12 protein-coding genes and 1 pseudogene are annotated in these 13,459 nt (G+C 61.8%); 6 read left to right on the top strand and 7 right to left on the bottom strand.

Annotated elements, in window-relative coordinates; genetic code table 11:
• Positions 1-24 precede the first annotated feature (24 nt).
• Positions 25-234 (top strand): DUF2945 domain-containing protein, encoded by a 210-nt coding sequence (locus IFT47_RS08340; protein WP_172612667.1) that lies wholly within the window; start codon positions 25-27, stop codon positions 232-234.
• Positions 235-325: 91 nt separating this feature from the next.
• Here the strand turns inward: IFT47_RS08340 and IFT47_RS08335 are convergent, their stop codons facing one another.
• The 3 genes from IFT47_RS08335 to IFT47_RS08325 form a co-directional block, all read right to left on the bottom strand.
• Positions 326-1,387 (bottom strand): SDR family oxidoreductase, encoded by a 1,062-nt coding sequence (locus IFT47_RS08335; protein ID WP_192172411.1) that lies wholly within the window; start codon positions 1,385-1,387, stop codon positions 326-328.
• A 136-nt stretch (positions 1,388-1,523) separates the two neighbouring features.
• Complete coding sequence (locus IFT47_RS08330) at positions 1,524-2,006, bottom strand: DUF2938 family protein (RefSeq protein WP_192172412.1); 483 nt, start codon at positions 2,004-2,006, stop codon at positions 1,524-1,526.
• Positions 2,007-2,222: 216 nt separating this feature from the next.
• Positions 2,223-2,576, bottom strand: a complete 354-nt coding sequence (locus IFT47_RS08325) for a hypothetical protein (RefSeq protein ID WP_192172413.1) — start codon at positions 2,574-2,576, stop codon at positions 2,223-2,225.
• Positions 2,577-2,866: 290 nt separating this feature from the next.
• On the opposite strand from IFT47_RS08325, the gene IFT47_RS08320 reads away from it, so the two are divergent.
• Entirely contained in the window at positions 2,867-4,006 is a 1,140-nt protein-coding gene (locus IFT47_RS08320; protein ID WP_192172414.1) for a sensor histidine kinase, read from the top strand.
• 366 nt (positions 4,007-4,372) lie between these two features.
• Here IFT47_RS08320 and IFT47_RS08315 read toward each other — a convergent pair.
• Both IFT47_RS08315 and IFT47_RS08310 read right to left on the bottom strand, forming a co-directional pair.
• Positions 4,373-4,897 (bottom strand): annotated as a pseudogene (locus IFT47_RS08315) (GNAT family N-acetyltransferase).
• 33 nt (positions 4,898-4,930) lie between these two features.
• Positions 4,931-6,100 carry a GGDEF domain-containing protein gene (locus IFT47_RS08310; protein WP_192172415.1) on the bottom strand — a complete coding sequence of 390 codons (1,170 nt, stop codon included), beginning with the start codon at positions 6,098-6,100 and terminating at the stop codon, positions 4,931-4,933.
• A gap of 256 nt (positions 6,101-6,356) precedes the next feature.
• On the opposite strand from IFT47_RS08310, the gene IFT47_RS08305 reads away from it, so the two are divergent.
• Positions 6,357-7,340 carry a GlxA family transcriptional regulator gene (locus IFT47_RS08305; RefSeq protein ID WP_192172622.1) on the top strand — a complete coding sequence of 328 codons (984 nt, stop codon included), beginning with the start codon at positions 6,357-6,359 and terminating at the stop codon, positions 7,338-7,340.
• 102 nt (positions 7,341-7,442) lie between these two features.
• Complete coding sequence (gene greB, locus IFT47_RS08300; RefSeq protein WP_172613149.1) at positions 7,443-7,916, top strand: transcription elongation factor GreB; 474 nt, start codon at positions 7,443-7,445, stop codon at positions 7,914-7,916.
• A gap of 62 nt (positions 7,917-7,978) precedes the next feature.
• On the opposite strand, the gene IFT47_RS08295 is transcribed toward greB, so the two are convergent.
• A complete protein-coding gene (locus tag IFT47_RS08295) occupies positions 7,979-10,492 on the bottom strand; it encodes an ABC transporter permease (RefSeq protein ID WP_192172417.1) in 2,514 nt (837 codons plus the stop codon).
• A complete protein-coding gene (locus IFT47_RS08290; RefSeq protein WP_192172418.1) occupies positions 10,492-11,175 on the bottom strand; it encodes an ABC transporter ATP-binding protein in 684 nt (227 codons plus the stop codon). Before IFT47_RS08290 ends, IFT47_RS08295 begins: the two co-directional genes overlap by 1 nt.
• A gap of 10 nt (positions 11,176-11,185) precedes the next feature.
• Between IFT47_RS08290 and IFT47_RS08285 the strand changes: the two genes are divergently transcribed.
• Together IFT47_RS08285 and IFT47_RS08280 are read left to right on the top strand one after the other, a co-directional pair.
• On the top strand, positions 11,186-11,791 hold the full coding sequence (locus IFT47_RS08285) for an arylesterase (protein ID WP_192172419.1): 606 nt from the start codon (positions 11,186-11,188) through the stop codon (positions 11,789-11,791).
• Between the two features lie 209 nt (positions 11,792-12,000).
• A complete protein-coding gene (locus IFT47_RS08280) occupies positions 12,001-13,311 on the top strand; it encodes a hypothetical protein (RefSeq protein ID WP_192172420.1) in 1,311 nt (436 codons plus the stop codon).
• Positions 13,312-13,459: the final 148 nt, after the last annotated feature.

Here is a 13,459-nt window from a genome sequence, read left to right as displayed (position 1 = left end):
TTCCGGGATCAAAGGAGAAAATCGATGGCTCATGCATTCAAGGTCGGTGATCACGTGCGCTGGAATTCCGAAGCCGGGCACATCGTCGGCAAAGTGACGAAGGTGCACACCAAGGAGGTCGAGTTCATGGGCCGCCATCGCCATGCCTCGCCCGACGCGCCGCAGTACGAGGTCAAGAGCGACAAGACCGGGCACTTGGCGATGCACAAAGAGGACGCGCTGGAAAAGGCTTGAGTGCCGCGTCTTTGATAACAGATGGCCCGGATACAAAAACGCAGCGATGACCGAAATCATCGCTGCGTTTTTTTGTGGCCGGTTCAGCAGATCAAGGAATCAGGCGCTGGGCCCGCAACGTGTCGAACACGTCGAAAAAGGCCTGGTCGCTGGCCTGAAATTCCTTGAAGCCCAAGGCCCGGCTTTTTGACATGTCGGTCACCACTTCGATGGGGCGACCGAGGTCAGCATCGGTGTGCCACGGCGAGATCAGGCTACTGATGTCGGCTTCTTTTAAACCGTGGGCGCGCACGAGCTCGTCCCATGCCCCTTGATCGTTGGCCATCTGCTCTTCCAGCGGGGACACCTTCTCCGGGAATGCAGCAGGGTGCACACCGAAGTACTCGGCGATCTGGCCCCACATCCACTTCCAGCGAAACACGTCGCCGTTGGTGATGTTGAACGCCTGATCCGCCGCCGCAGGGGTCGTCGCTGCCCACAGCTGCTGTTTGGCCAGTTGCCGCGCGTCGGTCATGTCGGTGAGGCTGTCCCACTGCACGCGGGAGCCGGGGAACACGAACGGGCGGCCGGTGGCTTTGCAGATCGACGCGTACACCGCGAGGGTAGTCGCCATGTTCATCGCGTTGCCCACTGCGACGCCGGTAACGGTGTGCGGACGGTGCACGCTCCAGGTGAAGCCGTCGCGTTCGGCGGCGGCAAACACTTCATCTTCCTGGGCGTAATAGAAATTCTCGATGTCCAGCCGCCCTTGGGACTCACGGAACGGCGTCTGCGGCAGGATGCCTTTGCCGTAGGCTTCGAACGGGCCGAGGTAATGCTTCAGGCCGGTGACCAGCGCGACGTGCTTGACGCTCTTCGCCGGGCTCAACGCGTCCAGCACGTTACGCACCATGGCGGCGTTGACGCGGATGTTTTCAGCTTCCGTCGCTTGACGCGACCAGGTGGTGAGGAAAACGTGGGTCGGCTTGAGGTCCGCGAGGGCCTGTTTGACCGACGCCGGGTCTTGCAAGTCTGCCGCGACGGGGATCACGCCTGGCGTTTGGGAGGGACGGCGGGAGAGGGCGGCCACCTGCCAACCGTTATCGAGCAACAGTTGAGTGGTTGCGCTGCCGACGATGCCGCTGGCGCCGACGACCAAGGCCGTTTGAGTCATGGGGATCTCCTGTTTGATCGGGTTGAACGAGCTTCATAACGATGCAGCTCTCAGGTTTCAGAACGGCATCGCTGCCCATAGGTTCAGCTCGATTGGCCGGGTGCGACCACACACCGCGCCGGCGCCCTCCTTTGACTCATCCGACCAGCAGCGTCGCGCCATACATGCCGATGGCGAAGACCACATGGCCGACCACATTCTGCAACCGCGCTACGTTCGGCTTCGGCGCCTTGTTGCACGCCACGCCGACACCCATGCCGGGCTGCAGGATGAACCAGCCGGCGCCGACGGTGACCAGCCCGACGATCAGCGCAGGGAGAAAGGTCGGCGCGTGCGCCCACTGCACGCCCCAGATAAACAGCAGCGCCGCGGCGAACAGCACGCCGACGGTGTAATGCATGAACCAGCCAATCACCAGCTCGTTGGGAACGGGAGGGGAATTGCCAATGCCATTGCGGTGCACGAACTGCCCCTTGGGCATCCCGGCGAACCAGCGACCGACGAGGTGCCAGGGCGGGGTCGGCAAACCCAGCAGCGCCTTGAGCAGCAGAGCCCAGAGATCCAGCAGCGCGGTGCCGCCGATGCCGATGAGAATTGCCAGGTAGATGAATTCGAACATGTCCGTCCCTGCGTGCTGTCAGTGATCGATGGGCGAGTGATGGCCGGACACGTTAGCAGTTTTGCCAGGGAAAGCGCGTGGGTTGAATGCATGCGTTGCATGAGTGGGACCGGCTTCAGCCGGGAAGAGGCCTGCATGAACACCGCGAGATTTGCGGTGTGACACCCGACGCCTTCCCAACTAAAGCAGGTCCTGCATTAAAGGTCGCTCACGCACTTACCAGCGGTCATTGCCCCGACCGTGGTCGAAACCTCGGCGGTAGCCACCGTCGTAATAGCCATGGGGCGGCGGCGGTGCGAAACGGCGATATTCGACCCGCTCACGCACCGGCACATAGACAACCTGCTGGTACTGCGGCTGATAACGCGGCGCGTAGCGTGGTTCCGGGCGGTAATCCTGATAGCGATCGTGACGGTCGTTGTTCGACTGACTGATCACCGCGGCCAGTACGGCACCGACGGCGGCTCCGGCGATGACAGGCACAATCACGTTGCGTTCGCTGGCGGACGCCGTGCCGGCGCCAACGAGCAGACCGGACAGGATCAGGGCTTGGGTCATCTTGGCAATCATGGTGTCTCCTTCGGCGAAAGAGTGGGTTCGCCATGGACGTATGAAACACCGGATCCGTGTAAACCCACGTCTAGGATCGGTAAAGGTTGGGTAAACCCGGATGTGCTCAATCGGCGCAGCAGTGCACGACCGGCGATCGTTTAACCGCCTGCGACGATGTAATGTTCGGCCATCCGAGAGGTCACACATGCAGTCCAATGGATTGCGACGGCCTTGTCCTCCTCGTGTCACGCTTTCCCCTGCCACCTCAGGCACCTCTTTTTGACATCGTTGACACTGAAATACAGTCCATGCGCCTGGCCGACTTCATCCTGCAGAACATCGAACCCATCCTGCAAAAGTGGGAAGCCTTCGCCAGGACCATGACGCCCGCCGCCAATGGCATGGACTCCGCCGAACTTCGCGACCACGCCGAACAGATGCTCCGCACGATCGCCGCTGACCTCCAGACCTCACAGACCGATGAGGCGCGGGTATCCAAGTCCAAAGGCGAAGCGCCCGATTCCGATAACGTCACTTCGGCCGAGACCCATGCTGAAGTCCGTCATTCGTCCGGCTTCACCATCGGTCAGATGATCGCCGAGTACCGGGCCTTGCGCACCAGTGTGCTGATGCTGTGGATGCCGCCCAAGGAAGTGAACCGGGCAGACGAGATTGCCGACATTCTGCGCTTCAACGAAGCCATCGATCAGGCCCTGGCCGAGTCCGTCGTGACCTACACCGATAATGTCGATGCTGCGCGCAACGTCTTCCTCGGCATCCTCGGTCACGATTTGCGCAGCCCGCTGGGGGCGATTTCCCTCAGCGCCGAGGTGCTGCTGCGTGCAGGCGACCTGCCGCCCAAGGCAACCAAAAACGTGTCGCGCATCTACACCAGCGTCAAGCGTTCGACCAAAATCGTCGGTGACCTGCTGGACTTTACCCGGACTCAACTGGGCTCGGGAATTCCGGTGCGAGTGGCGCGGGATGATTTTTTCCAGGCCTGCGAAGCCATGGTGGAAGAGGCCAGGGCCTACCATCCGGATCGTGAGATCGACATGCGCGGCGATACCCGAGTCGTCGCGCAATTTGATCGGTCACGGATGGAACAGGTCATGTCCAACCTGATCGGCAACGCGATCAAGCATGGCAACCCCATGACCCCGGTCACCGTCACGCTGATGGCGGGTGCCAAAACGGTGTCCCTCTCGGTGCACAACGAGGGCCCGCCCATTGAGGACAGCGTGAAAGCAACACTCTTCAACCCGATGGTGCGCAATTTTCAGGACGGAAAAGTGGAATACGGCGCGGCCGCAGGTCTTGGGCTGGGGTTGTATATCGCAGCGGCGATCGTCGACGCCCATAACGGCAGCATCAAGGTCGACTCCGCCGCCGACCGCGGCACCACCTTCACCGTGTCCTTGCCGTTGATCGGGGACGCAGGCGACTGAAACGCGCAGATCTCGGGGCACAAATGCTGCAATCGATACACAGGGCAACGACCGCCGATCAGCCGGCGGTCAGGCTCGGGAAACCTCGAGCAACAAGTTGAATCAACTGGTTACGTAGGTGAGGTTAGGGGAAGTATATGGTGACCGACGATCTAGTCCGGTGGAACAGCCACTGGCGGTTAACCGACCACACAGTGTTGTGCAGGACCTGCAAAGCCAGGCAAAGCGAAGCCGAGCGAGAAGCGACCTTCGTGCATCTGCCGACCTGCGGCTATGCCCGAGAGGCCGCCCATCCCTGGGATGAGCTCGACGCGAGCTGCGGAATGCTGCAGACCTCCCACTGAATTGGACCCTGTCGCCGATCGCTCACTGCGATGGCTCGGCCACGGCGCTGAACATCAGGCTCGGGGCCTGACCGGGTACGTCATCGAGCTCGCCGCAACGGTGCATGCCGATTTTCTCCAGCACCCGAATCGACGCCGCGTGGGTCGGCCGAACGTAGCCGTAGACCTCTTCCAGCTTCAAGCTTGAAAACCCGAAGTCCAGCGCCGCTCTGCCCATCTCCGTGGCAAACCCCTGTCCCCACGCCTCAACGGCGAACCGATAGCCCGGATTGACCCTTTGCACGCCCAAAAAATCATGAAACCCGATGCCGCCGAAGCCGATGATGTGTTCGGGGGCCTCCTTGCGCGCAATTGCCCACCAGCCAAAGCCGTGGGTCTGCTAGTGCTCGATCCAGCCCTTGAGCATGGCTGCTGCCTGGGCCTCGTCGGTCATCGGCCCGGAAGGGTTGAACAGCTGGGTCTGCGGGTCGCTGTAAATGGCGAACAGGCGGGCAAGATCATCAGGTTCCGGTGCGCGGTAGATCAGATGAGCGCTGCTCATGGCCATGGCAAGTGATCCTTCGGTTAGCCTTCAGAGTATTTACAGCGGATCGCTGCTGCTGACGTCCTGATCTACCAGCTGAATGCGGTTGCGTCCACCGCGTTTGGATTCATACAAGGCGGCATCGCTGCGTTCGATCAATTCAGCCAGGCTGGACGGCGGTTGGCTGAACAGGCTGGCACCGATGCTCAACGTAACGGGCTGGGGCGTGGAAAAGGTTGCCGAGGCGGTCGCGTGAAAGGCCTCGCGCAGCGTGCTCCCCACGGCCAGCAAATGCTCGCTGGAGGTGTCACTGAGCAACACCACGAATTCATCCCCTCCCAGGCGCGCGGCGAGCGAACCGGTGGGCAAGGCCCCGCGGATAATTTCACTGAGCGCGACCAGCAGTCGGTCGCCGGCGCTGTGGCCATAAAGGTCGTTGACCAGCTTGAAATTGTCGATGTCCATCAGCAGCAGCGCCCCCGGCCGCGCCTGCGAAACGTTCTCCAGCAGACGCTGCCCGCGCACTTCCAGCGCGCGGCGGTTGTACAGGGCCGTCAGCGGATCCCGCGCCGCCAGCCGGGCGATGCGTTTTTCCCGGCGATGACGCTCTGAGCCGGTCATCGACAGGGCGATCAGCATCACCGCCATCGTCCCTTCGACCAGCGAAATCTGGATGATCTCGCCCCGAAAGGCGGCCAGATCGATCAGCGTGCCAGGCACCACCGCCGTGACCGCCTTGGAAAAATAGAACACGCCGTGGGCCAGCAGCACATAGCGCAACTGCACCGCGCCGACGCTCAGGGACTTGCCGTGAGGCCGCAGCAGCCCGCTGGCCTTGACCATCAGCAGAGAGATCAACAGCGAGTTGGCTGCCAGCATCACTTTCGACCACCACGGCTGGTCCGGCAGCAACAACAGCCCGATCCACAGGACGAAGATCAGGTACCAGGCCCGCGACACCCGGGTCTCGGTAAACCGCGCAACGCCCAGCAGGAACAGCCAGTGGGCGGTGACCAGCAAGCCGTTGGCGAACCAGATGCCAATCACCAGAATGCCGCTGCTGCGCAGCAATGCCAGGGTCGAGCCCACTGAAATAACGGCAAACCCCGCGCTCCAGAACAGCAGCGACGGCTCCCGCACCGTCCGCCACTCCACGGCCAGGTACAGCGCGGCGGCCGCAGCGAGGGCGATGGTCATCGTCAGCAGGGTGATCGGGTCGAGCGCCATAAGCAGCCTGATGGGTAAGGGTTGCGGTGTCGTCGCGAGTCGAAGCGCCGGGAGGCTTTCTTTCGCTGGCTGTTGTGTATCGGCCACCCCGACAAAACTTTAACGCCGGCGCCGTTCCGCTAGAATGGCGCGGACCCGGTCCTGCCGCCGTTATTCCAGGTCTTTGTTGGCTACGAACGGCTGCAACCATCGGTACCCCCAGGCAGGACGCACAAGCGAGGCGGCAGTGATCGAGCGGCGAGAATTCAGCGGAGGCATGAAGGGCAAGAACCTTCGCTACGTGGATGAAAACAGGCGAAGCCCCTCGGCCCAGACCCGAACCGGCTTCCTGCTGCTCGAACACTTTTCGTTGCCGGCTTTCACCCAGGCCCTGGACACGTTCGTCACCGCCAACCTGCTGCGCCCCGATCTGTTCACGTCGAGGACGTTTGGCTTGCACGAGGGCGAAGTGGTCAGTGATCTGGGGCTGGTGATCCGGCCCGACACGCGGTTCGACGCGTCGGCGCTTAAGGCGCTGGACCTGCTGGTGATCTGTGGCGGTTATCGCACCGAGCTCAAGGCCGACGAGCCGCTGGTGCACCTGCTGACCACCGCTGCCGAACAGAGCATCACCCTCGCGGGGCTGTGGAATGGCGCCTGGTTCCTCGGCGCAGCGGGTTTGCTCGACGGCTACCGGTGCGCCATTCATCCCGAGCACCGCGCCGCCCTGGCGGAGATCTGCAAAGTCAGCGAAGTCACCAGCGAAGCTTTTGTCATCGACCGCGATCGTCTCACTGCCGCAAGTCCCGCCGGGGCCTTCCACATGGCGCTGGAATGGATCAAGACGCTGCACGACAAGGCGCTGATCGAAGGCATCGAGGACATTCTGTCTTTCGAGGAGTCGCGCTATCGGCGGATCAAGCCGAGCCGGCACATGACGGTCAGCGCGCCGCTCAAGGAAGTAGTCAAGCTGATGGACGCCAACCTTGAGGAACCCCTGGAACTGGAGCAACTGGCGGTGTACGCCGGACGTTCGCGGCGACAGATCGAGCGGCTGTTCCAGGAACAACTGGGCACCACCCCGCAGCGCTACTACCTGGAACTGCGCATCACCGAGGCCCGCCGCCTGCTGCAGCACACTGAGCTGACCCAGGTGGAAGTGCTGGTGGCCTGCGGGTTCGTCTCGCCGAGCCATTTCAGCAAATGCTACAGCGCGTACTTCGGCTATCGGCCTTCCAAAGAAAAGCGTCTGGTCAAATGAGCGCTGCCTTGATTTGCCCCTCGGCCAGCCCAACCCTGTAGGCTTCGTCCCTAACAGAACAAACGTACCCAGCCCGGGGCAGAGACAGCGTCAATGAGTGAGATCAGCACCAAAATAATCACCGTCGAGGGCCATGCCGCCCTGAAGAAGGAGCTCGATTACCTCTGGCGCGAGCACCGGCCTGATATCACGCAGAAAGTGGCGTGGGCCGCTTCCCTGGGGGATCGCAGCGAGAACGCCGACTATCAATACAACAAAAAGCTGCTGCGCGAGATCGACCGGCGTGTGCGCTACCTGCGCAAGCGTCTGGAAGACATGCGCGTGGTCGCCTATTCGCCGGAGCAGGAAGGCCGGGTGTTCTTCGGCGCGTGGGTCGAAGTCGAGGACGAGGAGGGTGAGAGCAAGCGGTTCCGCGTCGTCGGTTATGACGAGATCTACGGACGCATGGACTACATCTCCATCGATTCGCCCATGGCCCGGGCCCTGCTGAAGAAAGAAGTCGGTGACGAAGTCTCGGTGCCGGTTCCATCCGGCAGCAAGCAATGGTGGATCACCAAGATCGAATACCTGAAATAGCAGGGGGCTTTGCGCGGGTTGACGGTGGGCGGCGCAGTGCCGCCCACCGTCAGACCCCACCGTTAGCCCTCGCGCAGCACTTGCAGGGGACTTGCGTTCAGCGCCCGCCGTGTGCCGAACACGCCCGCGCCGCCCACCAGCAAGGCGCCGATCAGCGGCAGCACCAGCAGCCAGATGTGGGGGTGCCACTGCAGGTTGAAGGCGTAGCGGTACAGCGCAAAGCTCACCAGCTCGCACCCAATTGCCGCCAGCACACCGCTCACCGCGCCGAGCAGACCGAACTCGATGCGCCGGGCCTTGGTCAGCAACGCACGATTGGCGCCCAACGCCCGTAGCAGCGCACCCTGTCGGATCCGCTCATCCAGGGTCGCCTGCAAGCCGGAGAACAACACCGCCATCCCGGCCGCGAGCACGAACAGCAGCACGTACTGCACCGCCATCGTCACCTGATCGAGGATGCTGCGCAGCTGCTCCAGCAACGCCTCTACCTGCAGGATCGTCACCGCCGGGAAGGCCCGGGACAGCTCGACGATCTGCTGATCATTGCCGGGCGCCAGATAGAAACTGGTCAGGTACGTGGCCGGCACGTCCTTGAGGGTGCCGGGCTGGAAGATCATGAAGAAGTTGGGCTGAAAGGTGTCCCAGTCGATGTCGCGCAGGCTGGTGACTTTGACCTCGCGGGTCAGCCCGCCGATCACGAAACCGAGGGTGTCGCCCAGTTTCATGTTCAGGCTGCTGGCCAGTTTGGTTTCCACCGACACGCCGGGAACCGCGCCGTCGGCAGGTGGCTGATCGCTCGCCCACCACTGGCCCGCGGTGATGCTGTTGCCTTCTGGCAGCGTCGCCGCCCACGTCAGGTTGAGGTCGCGCTGGGTGGCGTTTTCGCCACGGGAGTCCTTGGTGACAAACTTGCTTACCGGCTCGCCGTTGATCGTCATCAAACGCCCCGGAATCATCGGGTACAGCGGCGCGCTGTGGGTCGACAGGCGGCCCATGCGTTCAGCGAAGTTGTCCTTGTCGTTGGGCAGGATGTTCAGGGCGAAGTAGTTCGGCGCATCCTTGGGCAGCTGGTTCTGCCAGGTGTCGAGCAACTCGCCGCGCAGCAGCGCAATCAGCCCCATGGACAGCAGAATCAGACCGAACGCCAGGGACTGGCCGGCTGCGGCCATGGGGTGGCGCAACAGCTGACCCAGGCCCAGACGCCACGGCAGCGAGGCCCCGGCGAGCAAACGGCGCAGACTTTTCAGAGCCAGCAGCAACACGCCGCCGAGTATCAGCGCCGCGATCAGACCGCCGCCGAGCAGGGCGAAGGTCAGCACCAGGTCCAGACTCAGGCGCCACATGATCAGGCCCAGTGCGAACAATGCCGCGCCGTAGACCAGCCAGGTGCTCGCCGGGATGGGCAGCATGTCCCGACGCAATACCCGCAGCGGTGGCACGCGACCCAAAGCAGCCAGGGGCGGCAGTGCGAAGCCGGCGAGGGCGACCAGTCCGGTGCCGATGCCGGCGACTGCGGGCAGCCAGCCTCCGGGCGGGACGGCAGCAGGCAGCAGGTTTTCCAGCAAATGAAACAGCCCGAGTTGGGCGAACCAGCCGAGCAAAGCGCCCGCCGCGCTGGCCACGACGCCGAGCATGGCCAGCTGCAAACCAAACAGCACCAGCGCTTCATTGCGCGACAGACCCAGGCAACGCAGCAACGCACTGGCGTCGAAGCGGCGCACCGCAAAACGCGCCGCCGACAAGGCCACGGCCACGCCGGCCAGCAGCACGGCGACCAGACTGGCCATGTTCAGGTAACGCTCGGCCTTGCCCAGTGCGCCGCCAATCTGCTGGTTGCCATCGCGGGCGTCGTCGATCTTCTGATTCGGCGCCAGCCCGGGTTCGATCGCTTTGCGGTACGCGGCGAGGTCCTGGGGCGTGCCGCGCCACAATTCCCGGTAACTGACGCGGCTGCCGGGCTGCACGACCTTGGTGGCTTCAAGGTCGGCCATGTTGATCATCACCCGAGGCGTCAGGCTGTAGAAGTTGCCGGCGCGGTCGGGTTCGTAGGTCAGCACCCGGGTCAGCTTCAAGGTCTTGGAGCCGACGTCGATGCTGTCGCCGACCTTCAGGTTCAGCGCCACCAGAATCCGCGCTTCCGCCCAGGCTTCGCCGGCTTGGGGCTCACCGCCAACGGTTTCGGCTTCATAGGGGGCAGGGGCGCTTTTCAGCTCGCCGCGCAACGGGTACGCCGCGTCCACGGCCTTGACGCTGGCCAGCTGAATGCCGTTATCGGTGGCAACCACGCTGGAGAAAATCACGATCTGCGAATGATCCAGCTTCAGCGCCTTGCCGGCGTCGATCTGTGCAGGCGTCGCCGGTGCGGAGCCGCCGAGAATGAGGTCGGCGCCGAGAAACTCCGTCGCTCGCAGCAGCATGGCGCTGTTGAGGCGTGCGCCGAAATATCCGATGGCCGTGCTGGCGGCAACCGCCACCACCAGGGCGAAGAACAGCACGCGCAACTCGCCGGCGCGGGCATCGCGCATGAGCTGGCGCGCCGCGAGGCTGAGCAGACGGGAAAAAGGCAGGCGTGCCATCAAGGCTCCATGGGGGCGACCAGTCGGCCACCCTCGAGACGGATCAGGCGCCGGCAACGGTGGGCCAGACGCTCATCGTGGGTGACCAGCACCAGGGTGGTGTTGCGTTCCTGGTTCAGCTCGAACAGCAGATCGCTGATGCGCTCGCCGGTGTGGCTGTCCAGGTTGCCGGTGGGCTCATCGGCGAACAGCACGTCCGGGTCGGCGGCAAACGCACGGGCGATGGCGACGCGTTGCTGCTCGCCGCCCGACAGTTGCCGCGGCGTGTGGGTCAAACGCTGACCCAGGCCGACGCGTTCCAGCAGATGCCGGGCCTGATCACGGGCGTCTTTGCGGCCCTCCAGCTCCATCGGCAGCATGACGTTTTCCAGCGCGTTCAGGCTGTCGAGCAACTGGAAGGACTGGAACACGAAGCCCACGTGTTCGGCGCGAACCCGAGCGCGCTGGTCTTCGTCCAGGTCGCTGAGATTGCGCCCTGACAGGACGACGGAACCGGCGCTGGGCAGGTCGAGGCCGGCCAGCAGACCGAGGAGGGTGGATTTGCCCGAGCCCGACGCGCCGACGATGGCCAGCGTGTCGCCCTTGTTTAGTTCCAGGGAGAGTTCGTGCAGGATGGTCAAGTCACCTTCGGTGCTTGGGACCACTTTGCTGAGGTTCCGAGCACTGAGAATACTTTCGCTCATGGAGAATCCGATGCGTGCGTGGTTTTTAAGTGCTGGCCTGGGTTTGCTGCTGGTATCACAAGGCGCGATGGCAGGCACGGTGCTGATCGTTGGCGATAGTATCAGCGCGGCTTTCGGCCTGGATACCCGGTTGGGTTGGGTCAGTCTGCTGGAACAGCGTCTGGCAAAGGAAGGCTTCAAGGAAAAAGTGGTCAATGCATCGGTCAGCGGCGACACCAGTGCAGGAGGCCAGGCGCGGCTGCCGTCGCTGCTTGCCGAGCACAAACCGGATCTGGTGATCCTCGAACTGGGCGGTAATGACGGCCTGCGCGGGCAGCCCCCGGCGCAATTGCAACAAAACCTTACCGACATGGTTGAGCAGTCCAAAGCGGCGGGGGCCAAGGTGCTCTTGTTGGGCATGAAAATCCCGCCCAACTACGGTGAGCGCTACACCACGGCCTTCGCGGCGGTGTACCCGAAAGTCGCCGAAGCCACCGACGCTGCGCTGGTGCCCTTCATGCTGGAAGGCGTGGGCGGCAGGCCTGACATGACCCAGCAAGACGGCATTCACCCCAACGTCCAGGCTCAGCCTTACCTGCTGGATAACGTGTGGCCGGTGCTTAAGCCACTTCTTTAAATGCAATCTCTGAGGCTTCAGGATGGAGTTCCCTTCTGGTGCCTCAGTCGGCTCGTAATGCGATTTATTACAGCTTTGTCCCACCGTTGTGACAATCAATGCTCTCATCAGCGACGGTGACGCCCAATGAGATGAGCAGTCATGATCACGCTGGGAACCGGGGGACCGCCTTAGACCACCTATATGCTTCCAGGCACCAGGAGGCCCACATGAATCCCATTCGCCCCTATCAAGGTCAGCAACCTGCTTTCCACATTCCTGAAAGCGCGCAGCCGCATGGTTCCAATGCCCCAACCTCAACGCGTTCGTCGAACCAAACTTATCCAGCCGACTTGGCGCCTTCCAGAAACCGTTCCGTAGCGATGCCTTCAAAGGTGAAAGTAGGCGGAGATTCCTTTCTGATAGGAACGCTCAGAAGCCGGCTTGATGCTCAGTCAAGAGCCTATTTGCGTACGGCGCTGAATCCAGACGAAAACACGCCTACCACGCAACGTCAGGACGGAATCGTTTCCTATTTGGTGCAGCACGAGACCGAAGAAAACCAGACGCCCGGGCCAGATGTTTTAGCCGTGTCCGTTGACGTGGATCAAAATAAGTACCTTAAATCACTCGTGGCAGCCCGAGTTTCCGATAGAGAAACGGTTCTGGATCTCCGGTTTGATAGCAAGCTCGGCCACTTTGCAGAAAAACTAATCTCAGGATTGAGGTCGAAAACCGCGGATAACGTCCAGGCATCGATGCTGAAAAACGGTCCGAAATGGTATTGGGAACTGGAATCCGGGGAAGACCTGACGCTGAAGAAGCTTTCAGCTGAAAACATCGACGCCCTGAGAAGCGAGGTCAACGCTGCAAGCCTTAAAGATTATGAAAAGGCCTTCATTAAAAGCCTGATTGATGAGCCGCTTTACATCACCCACGCAGCGCCATCTGATGCCGACATAAAACGTCCGGACGGTACGGTTTCGTTATTTTCCAGAAGAAAGCTGGAGGAAAGACAAATAGAATTCAACACTGAAAACACGACGGACCACGATATCGCCATGCTTGCCAACGATGATCACGTGTTTTTTTCACTTGAGGCGGGTGATCAACCTCAGAAAGACAGCAGCCGGTTTGGCGACAAATTGATGAGATTCAAGTTTGATCAGCCCAAGATCCTCAGCCATGCGACTCTGCATCTTGTCGACCCATTGACCGCCGTACCGCCCTCTGTGGGCTCACGCTTTGACGCCATTGAAGACCATATGGACGAAGAAGAGGCAGCGGACGCTATCGATAAACTTGAATCGCGCGCGTTCACCCCTGGCGAAGCGACATTTCATGGCCGGCATATGAAAATAGGGCTCGCCTTGTCCATTATTCAAACCTGTAGAAACAGCATGCCAGACGACATGAGTCGCGAGCTGCTAGAAGGCGAATCTGTTAATCGCGTAATGAATGGATTGTTCCGGCCTACCGTGATGGTCCCACGGCACTTCTTCGACAAACCGGTCGATGAGTCGGACATTTTAATAAATTAAACGGGACTGTCTGGGGACAGACTATGGACCATAGGCGTCTTTCTCGGCCTGGCGTGAGACCTCCAATGGTCTTGTGGCGTGGCCCGTGTTCAGGGTGACGTCTCGTCCATTGTCAGCGGCCCCGTTTGCGCCTATGGTGGCGAAAACC

Source organism: Pseudomonas sp. CFBP 13711, from assembly GCF_014842265.1.
GTDB lineage: Bacteria > Pseudomonadota > Gammaproteobacteria > Pseudomonadales > Pseudomonadaceae > Aquipseudomonas.
Note: the sequence above shows the minus strand (reverse complement) of the source record. Positions and strands in the feature narration are given on the sequence as shown.